The following is a 16160-nucleotide window of genomic DNA, read 5'->3' as shown; positions in this document are numbered from 1 at the left end:
AAAGGCCTGGAGCTACACGCCGGCTGCGGACACTTCCGAATTCTCAGCAAAGCGGGGCACGGGCATCAGCCGAGTTCGACTAGCTCTCCGGATCGACGCCAACCAGGTTGCAGGGTGTTGGACCGAGACGTCGCCAGGCAATGCCGCGCTGAGGAATTCCTTGTCCCTGGTGATGCAGAATCTCTCGTAATACTGGCCTTCGATACCGGCGTCGCGGACTGTGGCGTATACGCATCCGTCCTCGTGGCTCAGTGGAGGAGTTCCGTATGAAATTTGCACATCTCCGACGGTTCCACCTTCGGTCTTGTCCCAAACTAAGTCGCCAACAAGGTCCTCAAGCAAGTCTCGGGCACCCCCAACGGACCAGCCAAGCCCGCGGTCCTCATCGTCTAGGTGCCTGTTGTTGGGCTGGCTCGCTTTGAACGCTACAAGCCGGTCGACATGATCACTTGTCCACACTTCCAGCCTGCGCCCATCGGGATGCACACCGGGAGTTACGCTGACCAGTGCGCGGACGCTGTCAAAAGCGGGGTCCGAAGGGTGCGGAACTGGCGACTTGGAGGCCTCAACGGCGAAGGCGATGAGCTTCTCCCACGAGAACGGTTCGCCCAGCACCCGAGCCACATCCAGATAGATGTTGACGTCGAATACGACCAGGATCTTGCCGGGGTCCTGATTCGTATCCGGCCTAGGCACCTTTGGCGCGCGCGCGCGTCGGCGTGAAGGTCGTCATCGCGTAGTTATAGTCCGCGGCCGTGCGATACCCGAACTGACCCGAACCGATGACTGGCGCGTCAGCGGGCTCTGCATTGGCATCTGTCCCGTTGGAGACGATCATTTCGTATGCGTCCTCAAGCGACAAAGCAGGTTCGCGCAGGCCACGAAGCTGTTTCGCCTTGCGCTTGTATTGCGGCCAGGCGACGGCAATGTCCTGCGTGGGAATGACGATATTCGATACACGCGGCTTGAAGAAGGCCTCCCACGGTCCAACGGAGTGAGTAAGCGTCCAAAGACTGGCCGCGGAGAGGGGTCCAGCGATTCGCCACACTTCATCGATTGACTCTCGCAGGTGCGAAGATACCGATTGGTGGCTGAATCGACCCCTGTCTGCCACGGTGATCGGCCCATCTCCATACTTCTTGTATAAGCCGTACAAAGGTTTCACCACGGGGCCGTTGACCCACGCTTGAACGTCCTCTCGGAACGCGGGTCTGCCGAGCCGGAAGAGGCTCAGGCTCTGAGTAAGGCACACCAGTTTTTGGAGCTTCAGATTGGAGACAGGAACGCCCTCCTCATTTGAAATCTCGAGGAACTTGGCGGCGACAGTCGCGGCTGGAACGGTACTAGTCCCTGACATCTCGCCCCCCAAGCGCTTATCCACACGTACTCCACAAGGTTATTCACATAGTTATACACAGTGAATATACTCGATTCTACTCACAATGCCGCTTGAGCTGGTAACGAACAGCCCGCGTTTAGCGTCCGTTGCCGAGCGGAGATCGACGCCAGCCCAGACATGCACACGAACTCTAATCAAGTTGGTGCCGATTAGGCCGGAGTGGATTCGCGAACGGCCGATCACGACCCATATGTCACGAGCCACGACCCCGTCGCGGGGTCCGCGGGCACAGATGGGCGCCGCCCCGGGTACTGCGATCGCTTGCGCAACCGTAATTGTCTTTTTCGGGACACCTCCGCGATGGCGGAGAAAGTGGGGCGGCGCCCGGAATCGAGCGTAGCCGAGAGGCTCCGCGCCCCGGTCCGTCTTGGGCCCCCAGTCCGGGGCGCGTTCTGCTCCCGGCCCACCCGACCTCATTTCTCCCGGCAATGGTTTGGCGGAGAGCCTGGGATGTGACAAAGCTAGCTCCGTTGATCCGTGCGTTAGCCTGCACTTATGGGGCGACGACGCGGAGGGCTTGGGGCTGGCATTGTCGGCGCCGGCGTGTTGCTGAATGCAGCGTCGAACCTGCCGAAGAGAGCGCATCATCGGTGGATGGTGCCTCTATTTCGGCTGTCCGGTTGGAGCTTCGTGGCGGCGATAGTCGCATTCTTTGCCATGGCTGTCGTCTCCGCCATCGAACCCCACTTCGGATTGCCGGTCCTATACGTCATGGTTTGGTGCGCTGTCCTGAGCTTCTTTTTTCTCTGGGGCGCCCTGATCGCCGCGCTGAGCCCTCCCAAGTAGCGTGTCGCTCGAGCCTCGTCAGGCTGGACACTAGAGCGTCGAAGCTCCCCCCGCATTATGAACAGCTAAGCCGGCTTGGCGTTGACGTCAGCATCTCGGCGGCCAACGGCGGACGCCTGAGAGATCGGCCTAGCCCTGCTCTACAGTCCAACCTCGATCAGCCGCAATCACAGTCAGGTAGACGCGACGGATCTTCCAGATGCCGTTCGCCTTGGCCGGTTCTTGCCACGCGCCCTCCGGGTCCAGGTCGCCATCAGCTTTCATCACCCGGAGCGTGGCACGAAAGTGCTTGGCCGATTTGCCGACGATTTCTGCTGCCTCAGCCGCGGTGAGTTCATTCTTCATACCGGAAGCTTGTCATGCCGCCCCATTGCTTTGCCCTGACTGACTTCTACTTGACAGTTTCCAGAGTGCTTTCAGCCCTTGGAAGAGTAAGACGACCAGCCCAATCGCTGTGCCCTCTATGAAGCCTCCCTTCGCCCGCGACAGAGAACGGCGCCGCCGCCGCTCGCGCGGCACCTTGAATTGTGCCTGGGGTGGATGCAACTGCAATTCCGTCAGGAACCACTCATCCGGGACCGCTCCCTGACCCCACTCGACGAGCTTGCTCGCCACCTGCACGCCTATGTCGCGTGATCCGCGATCCGATGTCGCAGCCATCATGAGTTGCGCTTGGGACATCGTCCACTGCGCGACCGGCGATTCCTCATTCGGTAGCTCATGTCGAAGTCTCAGCACGGCGAGGGCGTAGTCGAGCTCCGGATTTGCGAACATCCTTATGAACACGGGCTTCTGTTGCCATCGAACGGCGCTCTCCATCGTTTGGAGTACGCGTGAGATTGCGTCGTGGGTGGCGGCCGTTCGCGCCTCCGCGGCACGACGCCGACTTTCAACAGTGAATATGACGAGGGACACGACCACCGCTACAGCACTGATCGCCGCAGCAATCGCCGTCCAGTCCACTATGCAGCTTCCTTACCGTCGCGGTATAGCGCCCGCCCAATCAGTTCGATGATCTTCGCGAGCTTCACATCGCTGTTCAAAGCCTCCGATACCATCGACTCGAAATTAGTGCCCGAGGTGACGATCGCGTTGGTGACGGTGCTGCCCAGGTCGGGGCTGGACAGGAACTGTTGCTCGGTGTTCGCGGCGATCTGGGTAGTGATCTTTGCGTTCTCACCGGCCTTGCCCTTGACGTGAGCGTAGAAGCCCATCATGTCGGCATCCGTGAGCCCGTCGCCGTCGAACAGCTGGTTGAGCTGGTTGACCGCCTCGAACAGCCGGGCGAGCACGGGATCCACGGGTTTCTTCGACCCAGACGCCGTCATCGGGTCCAGCACACCGTCATCGAGGCTGATGCTCTGCATCTCGTGCTTCTTGATGCCGTAGCCGATCAGTTCAACGCCGGCCAGGTCGATCGGGCTGCGCCGGTTGTCTTCCCGGATCACGCGTGCGAGCGCCCGGTAGTAGATGGCGTGCTTCTCCACCGACGTGTCTTCGTAGTTGATGATCTGCGACAAGAAGTCGTAGGCGTTGACGAACGCGGTCAGGTCTCCACGAAAGAGGTCCAATCGATCGACTTCGACGCCGTCACCGTCGAGAACGGCCGCGTCGTAGCGTTTGTTGAAGCGGTCCTTGCCCGGTGCCACGGCGGCGGTGAGGGCGTTGTTGCCTTTCTTGAACACCTCAACGGATGCAGCGGCGTCAACCTCGTATTCCTCGTAGATGTGCAGGGCATCGAGCTTGTCTTTGATGTCGTGCACGATGTTCGGGTCAGACACCGCCGACAGCTTCGCCTCCTTGAAGTACGGGTCGAAAGACTCGCGGATGACCTCGGGATCATTCACGAAGTCGAGCACGAACGTGGTGTCCTTGCCCTTGGCCATGCGGTTCAACCGCGACAGAGTTTGCACGGCGGTAACGCCCGAGAGCTTCTTGTCGACGTACATGGCCACGAGCAGCGGCTGGTCGAACCCGGTCTGGAACTTGTTGGCGACGAGCATGACCTGGAAGGCGTCGGTCTTGAATGCTTCCGGCAGCGACCGGCCCTTGAGCCCGGGATTCATGTTGATCTCCGTGAACGCGTCGGTACTCAATGCCTCGTCCAACACTTCACCGGAGAAGGCGACGAGGGCGCGCACATCCACGTGGCCCGTGCGTTTCAGGTACTCGTCGAAGGCAAGCTTGTAGCGCACAGCCTCCTTGCGGGAGCCGGTGACGACCATCGCCTTGGCCTTACCGTTAAGCCGCCAGCCAACGTTCTCGCGGAAGTGCTCGATGATGAGCGCGGCCTTCTGGGTGATATTGAACTCATGCAGCCGCACCCACTGCATAAGCTCTTTCACCGCCTGCGTCTTCTCGACCAGCGGCCCCTCGGAGTCGTACTCCTGACCGTTGTGGGCGAGCTTGAACGCGACCTTGTACGGGGTGTAATTGCGCAGTACGTCGAGAATGAACCCCTCCTCGATGGCCTGCTGCATCGTGTACAGGTGGAACGCCTGCGGTAGCTCCCCGCCCTCGGGGACACGGCCGAACAGTTCCAGGGTCTTCGCCTTCGGCGTTGCAGTGTAGGCAAAGTAGGAGATGTTCGACGCGTTCGCACGGTTCTCCATGTCGGCCGCGAGCAGCGACTCCATGTCGATTTCGCCGCCGTCGGAGAGATCCTTGAGCTCCTCGGCATTGAGAACTGACTTCACCTTGTTCGAGGTAGTTCCCGTTTGCGACGAGTGGGCCTCATCCGCAATGATCGCGAAGTTGCGGCCGGCGAGGGTGCCCTCGAGTTTGGCCAGTTCGGCCATCGCGAATGGGAACGTCTGGATGGTGACGACGATAATCTGCGCGCCCTTGGTGAGCGCCTCCGCGAGCCTGGACGACTTTGACCCGGCAGCCTTGCCGTCGATACCGACGACCACGCCGGTCTTCGCGTCAATCTGCTTGATCGCATCCTGCAACTGGGTGTCAAGCACCGTACGGTCGGTGACCACAATCACCGAATTGAATACCTTGCTGCCATCAGCTCCGTGCAGAGTCGACAGCTGATGCGCGGTCCACGCGATCGAGTTGGTCTTGCCCGACCCGGCAGAGTGCTGGATCAGATACCGATGACCCGGTCCCTCGGCCCGGGCAGCCTCGATGAGCTTCGTCACCGACTCCCACTGCTGGAACCGCGGGAACAACAGTGTTTCCGTCTTCTCGACGACCCCGGTCACCGGGTCAATGGTCTTCTCCACTTGAAGGTGCATGAACTGGCCCAGGATGCCCAGCCACGCGTCCTTCTGAAAGACCCGCTCCCACAGGTACGCCGTCGCTGACCCGTTCGGGTTCACCGGGTTGCCGGCCTTGCCGTCGTTGCCCTTGTTGAACGGCAGGAAGAACGTGTCCTGACCGCGCAGATGCGTGGTCATGAACACTTCGGAATTCGACACCGCAAAATGCACCAGCGCCCGGTGGCCGAAGGAGAGTAGAGGCTCGCCCTTGGGGTTGCGGTCGGTGCGATACTGCGCAATCGCATCCTGCACGCTCTGCGTGAAGTCCGTCTTCAACTCCAACGTCGCAACTGGCAGGCCGTTCACAAAGAAGACCAAGTCGATGCTCTTCTTGTTCGCGGTGGAATAGAACACCTGCCGCATCACCCGGAGGCGCATCCGGGCGTAGTCGTCCGTCGTCGCCGGGTTCAACCCGTCCGCGGGCTTGAATTGCGCCATACGTAACGACACCGGCGTGATCTTGAACCCACGCCGGAGCACCGACAGAGTGCCACCCTGCACGCCGCCAACACTGTCGAACGGCGCGTCGAGCGACTTCACCAGCCGGTCGAGCAGCGCGTCGCGCGACTTATGCTGAACGGATGCGGCATCCGCCGGCTTCACGACCTTCGCCAAAGCGTCGGGCTGCGTATCGGCCAGCCACCCGAACACGTCCTCCGGGAACAGCGCTCGTTCCTTGTCATACCCGGCACTGCTCAGCGAGTACAACCACCCCTGCGACTCCAAGTACAAGGCCAGTTCCTCTTCGAACGGCTTTTCGTTGTGCTGCCCCATCAGAGCCCCCTCACATCAATCTTCCCCGTGACCGCTGCACTAATCAGCGCCTGCCGCCGTTCCTTCAGAACGTGAACAACCTGGCGCGATTTGTTGACTAGAACGTCAATTCTCTTGGTCTCAACATCCAGGTGCGCCACAATTTCGTTTTGCTCTGCCAGTGGCGGTGTGGGTATCCAAAACCTCTTCAAGGCCGAAGAGGGTAAGTTATTCGCGAGACCCTCGGCGCCACTGATCGATTGCAACACTTGCGTTCTGTATAGCGCTGATTGAAATACAAGTTCCAGGAACGCGCTGCTTGTTGCCGGTCTGACGAGAAGTCTAAAAATCTTGTCGGAGAGAATTACTTTGTAGCGAAGATCACGGACTATCGCAGCAGATCCGACCAGTGACGGACTTCCGCTCGCCCGATTCACGAGTAAGTCGCCGACGTGGACAGCGAGTGCGGGTTTGAATGCAAAATCGTCGGGGAGTTTCTTGTGTTCAACGTCCGAGAAGATTCCGCGATTTACGCATCCGGCCTTTAACACGCCCCATGAATTCCCGTCAGCAAGCTCTGCCGATGCCTCAGGACTCACCCCCTGTTCGATCTTAAAGAGGTGACGTTTGAGTTGAGCGACACGCCAATGCTTGGGGATCCTCTCCAAGAGGTCTATGCCCGAGTCTCGCAATTCGACGTTGGGGTCGAGGCCACGGGTGACAGCGTGGGTGACCGCGGCTTGGCGGCGTTCGATCAGCGTTTCGACCAGCTTTTCCTGCTTGGTGATGAGCGCGTCAATCTGCCCAGTCTCCCGATCCAGATACTCCGCAATCTGCCTCTGCTCGGACTCGGACGGGACGTCGACGTGAATCTTGAGCATGTCAACGGCGTTGATGGCGGGATAGCTAACTCCGACCGAGCGTGAGATCACCTCGCCAACGAATGCTTCCGAATGGACCACGTACGCGAGATAGTTCGGACGGATCTTGCGGGGCCGTAGGACTGCGAAACCGGTGGACGCAACTGCCCCAGAATGCTGTGCTGTTACCGCGCCAATGGCGCGCAGGTAAGTGCGGACCGTAGAGACCAACACATCCCCAGTTCGGATGATTCGACGTGCTCGAGAAGGTGCATCCCCGAAGCGGAGCGTCGTCGAATTCTTGACGCCTTCAGCGAGGTCAACATCCGAAATCTCTATGTAGTCGATCTCCAGATTCGCATCTGTGGACTCAGACAAAACGTCGTCGTTTAGCGAACAGACGCGGCCCAATGGGATTGAACGCCAAGGGGAAGCCACCTCAACGCTCATGCCCGCTCAGCGTCCCCAAGTAGGACTGTGATTTCCTGCACCAATTTGTTGAGATCCGCGTCGATTTCCTCAAGGGACCGAGGTGGTACGTACTTGTAGAAGTGTCGGGTGAAAGGGATCTCGTACCCGATCTTGTCCTTGATGCGGTCAACCCAGAAGTGCTCCACGTGCGGGGCGATTTCGCGTTGGATGTAGGCGTCGACGTCCTCGGTGAGTGGCACGTTTTCCGTGTCTCTCAGGTTGGTGTCGGGCACTGGCTTGCCTTTGCTGTCGGTGACTACCGGCGCGGTCTCGTCGCGCTCCGCGAGCCCCGCGACAAGGGCCTGCAACTGTGGAGTGGTGAGGGTGACGCCGGCACCGGCGAGAGCCTTCTTTATGCCGGTGGTGAAGACGGCGACATCCGTTTTGATCTCCCGAGCGGTACTGAGATGTAGGAGCGCGAGCTCGATCTGCTCGGCCATAGCGGCGATGTTCTTGCCGGCGAGCGCGAGCGCCAAGCGTTCCGGGGTGACTGCCCAGTTAAACTGCTGGGGTCGCTCGACAGTGATGGTGGTGTAGCCAAAGTCGGCGGTCGCGAAGATCTTCGAGGCGTCGGTACTCATCGATGCGGCTTCTTCGCCGTGGGTGCCGTAGAGCTGCACGATGTCTTTGATCTGTTCGGGGCTTATGAGGCGGCGTTTGGAGCCGAGGCTCTTACGCATTTTGACCCACTGGCCCGTGGCGTCGATGAGTTGGATCTTGCCTTTGCGGCTGGCGGGTTTGTCGTTGTCGAGGATCCAGATGTACGTGGCGATGCCGGTGTTGTAGAACAGGTCGGTGGGCATCGCGATGATGGCGTCAAGGAGATCATTCTCGATCACGTACTTACGAATATTGGACTCGCCCGAACCTGCCCCGCCGGTGAAAAGCGGGCTGCCGTTCAGCACGATGCCGACCCGGCCACCGCCTTCGGCTTTCGGGCGCATCTTTTTCACCAGGTGTAGGAGGAAGAGCAGCGAACCGTCGGAGACGCGTGGGAGGCCGGGTCCAAAACGGCCGTCAAATCCGCGCTGGTCGTATTCCTTCTGAACGAACGTCTGCTGTTTCTTCCACTCGACGCCGAAGGGCGGGTTACTGATGCCGTAGTCGAAGGTCTTCCCGAGGTGGCCGTCGTCGGTGAGCGTGTCTCCCCAGATGATGTTGTCGATGGCCTGGCCTTTGATAACCATGTCGGCTTTGGCGATGGCAAAGGACTCAGCGTTTAGTTCCTGGCCCACAAGGGTGAGGGACGCTTGCGGGTAGTGGTCGCGCACGTAGTCGTCGGCGACGCTGAGCATCCCGCCTGTGCCCGCGGTGGGGTCGTAAACGGTGCGGACCGCGCCGGGCACGCTGAGTGATTTGTTGGGGTCTTCGTCGGGGTGCTCGGTGAAGAGGAGGCTGACGATGAGGCGTACGACTTCGCGTGGGGTGAAGTGTTCCCCGGCGGTTTCGTTGGAGGACTCAGCGAATCTGCGGATAAGTTCCTCGAAGATGAGGCCCATCTCGGTATTGCTGACCCGGTCGGGGTGCAGGTCGACGCCGGCGAACTTCTGAACGACGAGGTAAAGCAGGCCGTTCTCGTCGAGCTTGGCGATCTGCGCTGGGAAGTCATACCGGTCGAAAATGTCCCGCACGTTGGCGGAGAAACCTTCGATGTAGTTGAGCAGGTTCGCTCGCACGTTGGCGGGATCGCCAGTGAGCTTCTCGAAGGTATACAGGCTGGTGTTATAGAAGTCGTGCTTGGAGACCGCCGGGAGAAGCTTTTCGACCGGGATATTGCCGTTCTTGCGCTTTTCGAACTCGGAGAGAACGGCATCCTTCGTAGGATCCAGCACGGCGTCGAGGCGACGCAGGATCGTGAAGGGAAGAACGATCTTGCCGTAATCGGATTGTTTGTAGGTGCCGCGCAGCAGGTTCGCGATCGACCAGATGAATGCCCCGTTGTTGTTCTCAGCCATGTTTGTGAAGCTCCCCAATTACGTGTTAGGTTCAGCCTATTGGCGACGAGCGACATTGAGCCTGACAGTCGCGGCGCGGGCGGTCCTCTGAGATCGAATCAACGGGGGAACGATGAGTAATGAAATAGCGGCGACGCCGCAACTGCCACCAGCGGGTTGGTACACGAGCCCAGACAATGCGACTTTGATCCGGTGGTGGGATGGCTCCGGTTGGACGAAACATTCCACGCCCAAAGTCGCCGCGCCGGGCGCGCCGCCGCAGGTCGTCTACGTGAGTGCACGACCCGGCGAGAAGACAACCGGGATCGCGTACCTGTTCATTTGGCTTTTGGGCGGGGTCTCGGCGCACAACTTTTATCTGGGCCGCATCGGGCCAGCCATCGGGTTCCTCGCCCTGTATTGGGGCGGGTGGGCGCTCACGGGCGTTGGTGTTGGCGTCGTCATGCTGATCGCAGCGGTCATCTGGTTCATCGTCGACCTGTGCTGCATCCGTCAATACGTGGACGAGGCTAACGCGAAGCTGTGAGGGCGCGTGGAGGTTGCGGGGCGAAACCTGCGCCGGGTCATGACCGTTTCCAGAGATTTGGATGGTTTTTGGCTGTGCCAGCGTCGCGCACCTGCACCCCTCGATCTCGGACGTCACTTGTACGGTTCGTAAAAAGATGCCTTCAATGTGCTGAACCGCTGCCGGTTCTGGGGACGGACCACGGAGTTCAAGCGGGACACGTTCGCGAGGAAACCCAAAGTTTGAGCGAACGATTTGACGATTCGCGCAAATTTCTGACAAGGCTCTTTGTCGTAATTATTCCATCCTGAAGGTATTGGGGTGCTGAGATAAAAATGGGGGAACGATGACTGACTTGCCTAATGGTTTCTACACAGGACCGGATGGTCACGAAAGATTTTGGGATGGCTCGGAGTGGCATGATTCACCAAACCATCCACCCGCCGCCCAGCGGAAAAGCGGGCCTATCAAGAAGTTCAAGGCGCTGAAAACGCGCACGAGAGTGTCGATCATTGTTCTCGCTGCAGTCATCGTGCTGTCCGGTATTGGTGGGGCAATCGTCGCTATCGCTTCGCACAATCAGGAAATTGCAGCAGCAGAGCTTGCTGAAACACAAAAAATTGCGGCAGAAGAACTAGCTCAAAAACAAGAGGATGAGCGTGTCGCCGCCAAGGCGAAGGCCGGTGAAGCCGATCTCGAGCGGCGACGAGACAATCGAGCGGCAGCAGTTTCTGATATCGAAGCCAGTGTGAAAGAGATGGCCGACGGGCACGCCGCCGATGGCATTATCGAGGGTCCGATACTTTCCGTCCGGTGTACGACAACGGGCGGAATTTCGATCGATGACATCAGCATTAGGTCCATGCTCTTCGAATGCTTTGCGTCAAATGCCGAAAACGAAGATGGCACATCGACCGGGTTTTACTACAACGCCCGTGCTGACTGGGACAACGAATCGTGGACCTATGGATTGGGCAGGGGCTAGGGCGTTTCGAAACTTCTCGACAAGTGGATTCACGGACCTGATAGGCGTGAATCGGCCCGATTTTCATGCCGTCGTTATGTTGGGGCCTTTGAAATTCATCTGCCTGTTTTTTTCAAAGAATAGTTGGGGCCCTCCGTTTTGGCAGAAAACCCGACGTGTTGCTGTGGTGCGCCGGGCCCGCTCAGACCGAGATAGCTGTCGCCACGGAGCAGGGCTGGGATCGGCGGGGCTCTGCGCCAGCAGGTGCTCAAGGCGCGGTCGCTGGGCTGACCGCGCCACCGGTCGGCCCTCTCCGGTGCGCGCCTGTGATGCCCTAGTCTTTGGCCATGCTTCGATCACCTCGCAGGCCCATCGCAGCTCTTGCGGCAGCCACGACCCTGTCTTCGATACTTCTGTTCACCGGTTGCAGCTCGGGTTCATACTCCTACGATGAGCCCACGGCGGCTGAGACGCTGACCGAAGCGTCATCGCCCGTGGATCCTGCCACGGCATGCGGGGCGCTCGTCGCCGCACCGGCCGGCCTTGCCCAACAGAAGGCGGCAGAGCTCGGTTGCGTCGAGGACGACAACGGAAACTGGGTGCACCAAGGTGAGCCAGCGCCTGCTGCTCCAGCCCCCCTACCAATTGCCCCGGCCGCGGAAACGCAGCCTGGCGGCGGGATCCCATGGAACCAGGCCGTGGACTACGCCGGGACGACACAGCGCGTCTGCGGCCCGCTCGCCGGCGGCGGCAACTCTGGAGACGACGTCTTCCTCAACCTCGGACGCGACTACCCCGACCCGGAACGCTTTCAGATCGTGGTGTGGGACGTCGGCAGTCTTGAGTCGATTGACGGTGGAGTGACCCTGTGCACTTCCGGCCAGATCACATTGTACGAAGGTGTGGCTCAGATCGAGCTGACCGACCCGAGCCTCATTGCGATCTATAACTAGCTCAAATCGATCTGGAAAGCTGCGCTGTGGCACAGGAGCTGATCGTCTCAACCCCCTCCGACAACAGCCACGCAATCGAGTCCTGGAGTTCCGCCGTCCTGCGTGGGGCGCACACTCAACGAGGCTGCCCGAGGACGCAAACCTAGGATTGACGTATGACTGCACCAACCGACACGATCACCCCGCCCGAACTTGCCCGCGAGCTCGGGCACGGTGACGGCGGGAAGGCGATCCGGCGCTGGCTCCGGACGCAGTCGTGGCGCACCGAGGCCCAGAAGGGTATGGGCTGGCACCTCGTGCCTGAGCAGGCCGACGTGGTGCGGCGTCGATTCCGCAGCCGCTGACCGATCAGGTCCGCGTCCCACGCCCCCGTGCCCGGCCGGACGCTCCCCCGTCTGGGCCCCGATCGGCACCTCCAGCCCGGTGCAACCGACCGATAATGGCCTATTACGTCAAGACGCCGCTGCCCTCCTCACACGGCATCCCCCCGGGGATGGACTCGCCAGCGTTTTCCCCAGGCGGGTGCGCCGGGAGGCGGGTGCGCCGGGAAGCGGCCCGACCGCAACGAGGCCGAGGGCGGCTACGGGATGTCGTCCGGCCCGGCCGCACCGTCGAAGTCATAGCCGGAAAACCAGCGGGAGGCCAGCCAGGCGACCGCTGCGGCCTTGTGCTCATGCCGTGACCCGTAGCAGCCGTGTACCACGCGGAGGTGATCGAAGGCCTGCCGCGGGTTGATGCCGGGCCGCGCGTAGAGCTGCAGGGTGGCCGGCAAGCCATGAAAGAACCACAGGGTTTGGAACGTGGCCCATTTCAGCGCGTCGGGATCGCCCGACGACTCCGGCTTCCGATACTGCTCGGGGATTACGGCGTACGCCGGCAGCAGGTCCGGGTTGGCGCCGCGCGCCGGAAAGACCAAGTCGCGCTGCGTGATCGTTGTCGATGGCAACGCAAATTTCTCGCCTGTCGGGTCAGTCATGGGGACAAGGTCCCGAGACGCGCGCTCCCCCGGACAGATCGCCTCTCCGCATCACCATTCCGCTTCCATTTCCATTTTCGCGGCAGCCAGTACCGCCCCCGGGTCCAGTAAATTGTCCACCGGCCGATCTTCCTTGGCGAACGACGTCGACGGACCCAGCATCCACAGGCTCAAACTTTCATTGGACCAGTCGTTGGCGCGGGCCATCTCGAGCAGGGACTCGCAAATGGGCAGCACTATCTGAAGATCCCGATCGAATTGAAACCCCGGGTACCGATAGGACTTCCCGCGTCGAACGGCGATGATCTTGCCTGCCTGCCAACGTGACGAGACCCAGTCTCGAGTCGCTGGTGGCACCCCCAGAAGTTCGGCAACTTCACGACCGGTCAACAGCCCGAACTCGACTTCCATCTGGTGCCACACGTTCTCTGTTGCCAGAAGGCTACGCGCGAGTTGCGGTGAAGTCGCCGACGTTGCCGCAGGGCCGTCAGTCACGTCCATAGGGTGTCGTGCCTGTCTCGTGTTGCGCTCGTCGCCGGGGAGGATGTCGTTCATGTTCTGATCTTGCACCGGCTCGCCGACCGGAGACAGGCAACGGTCGGAAGTGTATTCCGGCACGGGACCTCAACGTCGGCCGGTCGGGGCACCCCACGTCCAAAAGTCCAGTCCATTCATGGTGTCGACCCGATCTGGGGAGAGCCTGCCGGCCCAGTACGCCATGCGTGTCTTTACGGCCCACCGGTCGAGGGTCCGTTCTGACGCGTTTGAACTGCGGAGTTTCGGCGAGTACCCGTGCGTGGCGGTGAATCTGGCGTACGCGGCGCATTTCGCCTGCCAATCGTCCTCCAATGGATGGAAGCTGAACCCCGGGATGCAGAGCAGCCGACGCACCTGGTACGTGCAGAGGCGTCCCGCGGCGAATGCGCGGCGCTGCGTGCGGACACTGTTGGCGCGCTGCTTCTCGTTGGTGGAGATCGCGCCCTCGGGGAGGCGACGGTTTTCGCGAGGCATGCGACCCTCAGCGCGAACGAAGGATTCCAGAGCGAGCAAGTTGCGGGTCCACTGGGCTACATCTCGAGGAACGGTGTAGGGGATCTCGACAGCGCCACGGGGTGCCAGTTCACCGTCGTAGAAGGCCAGCGATCGCCGCTGGTCCTGGGTGAGAGTCGATGGGTGCTGTCGGTGAAGCTGCGCGTATTCGGCGTGAAGTAGCTCAACGGGGGTCTGTGCGGGCATGGTTCCCTTTCCGGCCGCACGGCGTGCGGTGTCGGAAAGGTCATGCGCGGCACCGGTGTTGAAGCGCGAAAATGTGTATTCCGGCACGGACTCACTGGCGCAGAAAACCTGGGTATCGTCCCGACACCGACCTTTCAGCCGAGAAGTCGAGAGATGCCGGAGGTCTGCGAATGCCCGATCAACAGGAGATTTCTCAGTACATCGGCGGCCTCACCGAGCCTGGAACCAACGCAGCAGAAAGGACTGACCATGGCCGGCCCCGAAGTTGAACCCATCCGAGTGAGCGAACTCACGGGAGATGAAGGCGGGGTGTGGCGCGTCCGAACGCGGGACAGCACGCATTACGTCGATCTGGAACGCGGCACGGTGACACGCGTCCCCGGCGTTAACGCTCCGCCAACGGTCAATGACCGGGCGCGGCCTCTCCGTACGATCGACACGCTACGGGTCGGTGCCCGCGGCCGGTGGACCATGTACACCGACGGCCCGGACGAGAACATCGACTTCTTCTGGGCCAATACCTCCCTGGTAGCGGCGATCGAAGCGATCAGCCGTGATCAGCTCCCGGGAGCCGACGGTGTCGTGCCTCACTGAGGCCGAATTCACGTCGGGCGACCTCACAAGGTACGAAGACTCTGAAGAGGGCACCGGGTGAGGTTCGACGAAGAGGAGGCCTATGTGCCCCAGATGAATGCTGCGTATTGGAGTCACATCGGGGATTTTGTGCGCGCCGCTGTCGTTGACGCTGCTCCGGGGACGGTCTACTCCGAGAGGGAGCTGTACGCCGCGGCGACGCCGCTGACATTGTGGGCGTGGCAGACGGCAGCCATGCCCCTCGAACGCGACGTGATATTTGCCGTTCGCACGATCGAGCGGTTCACTGCGGTTGGACTGTCGCATTACGGCAGCAAGGCAAGTCGAAACACGCTGCGTTCCCGGCTCCTCCGGATCTCGGAGGCGCTGCTCGACGCGGAGGCACCACCGGTTTTGCGGCCGCTGGGCGGATCGGATCCGTCGGCGCCGTACACCGCCCGGGACGTGGTGACCCTGAAGAGTTGGGCAATCGCGCAGACCACTGCCGAACGGAGGTCGAACGCGGAGTCGTTACTCGCCCTCGGGCTCGGCGCCGGCCTGGCCGGGCGAGAGATCGTCAACCTCACGATTGGAGACATCAGGGCGGACCATGACGGCGTGCTCATCACGGTGCGTGGCGAGCGCGCTCGGGTGGTCCCCGTATTGCGTGAGTGGGAACGAGCTCTGGCCGAACGGGTGGATGGTTGTCAGGACGAGACGTGGGCGTTCAGGGAACAGCACGCGGGTGCCAACCGGAACCTGATCACGGACTTTGTCTCGCGGGCGGAGGGCAAGATCCGGTTGCAGGCGCGACGAATGCACTCGACCTGGATCGTGCAGCATCTGGAGGCCGGCACACCCCTGGTGCCGTTGATGCGCGCTGCCGGGTTGCAGTCGCCTGAAGCGTTGGACCGATTCCTCCGGTTCGTTCGGGAACCCGACGCCACGTACTTCCGGAATGCCTTGCGAGATGCGGTCGCCATCCCGCGCTGACCCGTCAGCGCTGACTCGGGGCCGCACCGGCGACGGCGCGTCGTTCCCTCAGCTTGAGGTTGCGTTCCGCATTGACCACGTCTTCAATCCTCATGATCACGTCCCCTCGAAGGATCCGACCCAACCGGGTTATATCGATTCCGTTCTCATTGGCATAGGACGAGATGGTCGCACCATCCGCTGCGAGCGCGGCACGGACCTGCTGCGCATGCGCGTGCTGGAGTTTGGCCGTGCCCAGCTGATCAAGCGCGCTCTCTGTCATCCCGGCGGGGCTCTTCCACGTCACGAGGCGCGCTGTTCCGAAGTTGGTCGACGGTTCGCAGGAGGCTCGGGGGCGAAAACGCGGATTGGTCACGGTCGCTCACACTACCGGACTGGATGCCCTAATAGGGCATGTCTCGGTGAAATGGACCGAATCCTCCGCATGTCCCACATATATGAGCATCCCCCAGAGCACTTTCCCTGTCACC

General features: G+C 61.0%; 18 protein-coding genes. 7 read left to right on the top strand and 11 right to left on the bottom strand.

The genetic code is table 11. The features are described from left to right. Nucleotides 1-12: 12 nt before the first annotated feature. Complete coding sequence (locus EDD25_RS10230; protein ID WP_134173186.1) at nt 13-696, bottom strand: hypothetical protein; 684 nt, start codon at nt 694-696, stop codon at nt 13-15. Further along, on the bottom strand, nt 689-1381 hold the full coding sequence (locus tag EDD25_RS10225; RefSeq protein WP_134173185.1) for a Panacea domain-containing protein: 693 nt from the start codon (nt 1379-1381) through the stop codon (nt 689-691). Before EDD25_RS10225 ends, EDD25_RS10230 begins: the two co-directional genes overlap by 8 nt. A 612-nt stretch (nt 1382-1993) precedes the next feature. On the opposite strand from EDD25_RS10225, the gene EDD25_RS10220 reads away from it, so the two are divergent. Beyond that, nucleotides 1994-2185: a hypothetical protein gene (locus EDD25_RS10220; protein WP_134173184.1), complete on the top strand. Its 192-nt coding sequence runs from the start codon at nt 1994-1996 to the stop codon at nt 2183-2185. Nucleotides 2186-2314: 129 nt separating this feature from the next. On the opposite strand, the gene EDD25_RS10215 is transcribed toward EDD25_RS10220, so the two are convergent. From EDD25_RS10215 to EDD25_RS10195, 5 genes are read right to left on the bottom strand one after another with little or no spacing between them, the layout of a single operon-like run. Continuing rightward, nucleotides 2315-2530: a hypothetical protein gene (locus tag EDD25_RS10215; protein WP_134173183.1), complete on the bottom strand. Its 216-nt coding sequence runs from the start codon at nt 2528-2530 to the stop codon at nt 2315-2317. Between the two features lie 12 nt (nt 2531-2542). Continuing rightward, nucleotides 2543-3148 (bottom strand): hypothetical protein, encoded by a 606-nt coding sequence (locus EDD25_RS10210; RefSeq protein ID WP_134173182.1) that lies wholly within the window; start codon nt 3146-3148, stop codon nt 2543-2545. After that, nucleotides 3148-6225 (bottom strand): type I restriction endonuclease subunit R, encoded by a 3078-nt coding sequence (locus tag EDD25_RS10205; protein WP_134173181.1) that lies wholly within the window; start codon nt 6223-6225, stop codon nt 3148-3150. Before EDD25_RS10205 ends, EDD25_RS10210 begins: the two co-directional genes overlap by 1 nt. Beyond that, a complete protein-coding gene (locus tag EDD25_RS10200) occupies nt 6225-7514 on the bottom strand; it encodes a restriction endonuclease subunit S (protein WP_134173180.1) in 1290 nt (429 codons plus the stop codon). The genes EDD25_RS10205 and EDD25_RS10200 overlap by 1 nt, the downstream gene beginning before the upstream one ends. Further along, nucleotides 7511-9490: a type I restriction-modification system subunit M gene (locus EDD25_RS10195; protein WP_134173179.1), complete on the bottom strand. Its 1980-nt coding sequence runs from the start codon at nt 9488-9490 to the stop codon at nt 7511-7513. The genes EDD25_RS10200 and EDD25_RS10195 overlap by 4 nt, the downstream gene beginning before the upstream one ends. A gap of 112 nt (nt 9491-9602) precedes the next feature. Between EDD25_RS10195 and EDD25_RS10190 the strand changes: the two genes are divergently transcribed. The 4 genes from EDD25_RS10190 to EDD25_RS10175 all read left to right on the top strand — a co-directional run bounded on the left by EDD25_RS10190 (nt 9603) and on the right by EDD25_RS10175 (nt 12256). Beyond that, on the top strand, nt 9603-10016 hold the full coding sequence (locus tag EDD25_RS10190; protein ID WP_134173178.1) for a DUF2510 domain-containing protein: 414 nt from the start codon (nt 9603-9605) through the stop codon (nt 10014-10016). A 325-nt stretch (nt 10017-10341) separates the two neighbouring features. Further along, nucleotides 10342-10980, top strand: coding sequence for a cell envelope integrity TolA family protein (locus tag EDD25_RS10185; protein ID WP_134173177.1), 639 nt, complete (start codon nt 10342-10344; stop codon nt 10978-10980). A gap of 326 nt (nt 10981-11306) precedes the next feature. Next, nucleotides 11307-11912 carry a hypothetical protein gene (locus tag EDD25_RS10180; protein WP_134173176.1) on the top strand — a complete coding sequence of 202 codons (606 nt, stop codon included), beginning with the start codon at nt 11307-11309 and terminating at the stop codon, nt 11910-11912. A gap of 155 nt (nt 11913-12067) precedes the next feature. Further along, a complete protein-coding gene (locus EDD25_RS10175; RefSeq protein WP_134173175.1) occupies nt 12068-12256 on the top strand; it encodes a hypothetical protein in 189 nt (62 codons plus the stop codon). Nucleotides 12257-12492: 236 nt separating this feature from the next. Here EDD25_RS10175 and EDD25_RS10170 read toward each other — a convergent pair whose 3' ends face one another. The 3 genes from EDD25_RS10170 to EDD25_RS10160 all read right to left on the bottom strand — a co-directional run bounded on the left by EDD25_RS10170 (nt 12493) and on the right by EDD25_RS10160 (nt 14211). After that, a complete protein-coding gene (locus tag EDD25_RS10170; protein ID WP_134173174.1) occupies nt 12493-12888 on the bottom strand; it encodes a hypothetical protein in 396 nt (131 codons plus the stop codon). Nucleotides 12889-12939: 51 nt separating this feature from the next. Then, nucleotides 12940-13443 (bottom strand): helix-turn-helix domain-containing protein, encoded by a 504-nt coding sequence (locus EDD25_RS10165; RefSeq protein ID WP_134173173.1) that lies wholly within the window; start codon nt 13441-13443, stop codon nt 12940-12942. 69 nt (nt 13444-13512) lie between these two features. Continuing rightward, entirely contained in the window at nt 13513-14211 is a 699-nt protein-coding gene (locus EDD25_RS10160) for a helicase associated domain-containing protein (RefSeq protein ID WP_134173172.1), read from the bottom strand. A gap of 162 nt (nt 14212-14373) precedes the next feature. Between EDD25_RS10160 and EDD25_RS10155 the strand changes: the two genes are divergently transcribed. Next, nucleotides 14374-14718: a hypothetical protein gene (locus EDD25_RS10155; RefSeq protein ID WP_134173171.1), complete on the top strand. Its 345-nt coding sequence runs from the start codon at nt 14374-14376 to the stop codon at nt 14716-14718. Nucleotides 14719-14802: 84 nt separating this feature from the next. Beyond that, the gene (locus tag EDD25_RS10150; RefSeq protein WP_166671263.1) at nt 14803-15690 is read left to right on the top strand and encodes a site-specific integrase; all 888 of its coding nucleotides are present in this window, start codon (nt 14803-14805) and stop codon (nt 15688-15690) included. A 4-nt stretch (nt 15691-15694) separates the two neighbouring features. Here the strand turns inward: EDD25_RS10150 and EDD25_RS17535 are convergent, their stop codons facing one another. After that, nucleotides 15695-16045 (bottom strand): helix-turn-helix domain-containing protein, encoded by a 351-nt coding sequence (locus EDD25_RS17535; RefSeq protein ID WP_166671262.1) that lies wholly within the window; start codon nt 16043-16045, stop codon nt 15695-15697. Nucleotides 16046-16160: the final 115 nt, after the last annotated feature.

It is taken from the genome of Cryobacterium psychrophilum (assembly GCF_004365915.1).
GTDB lineage: Bacteria > Actinomycetota > Actinomycetes > Actinomycetales > Microbacteriaceae > Cryobacterium > Cryobacterium psychrophilum.
The sequence above is the reverse complement of the archived record's forward strand: the minus strand, read 5'-3'. Positions and strand labels throughout refer to the sequence as shown.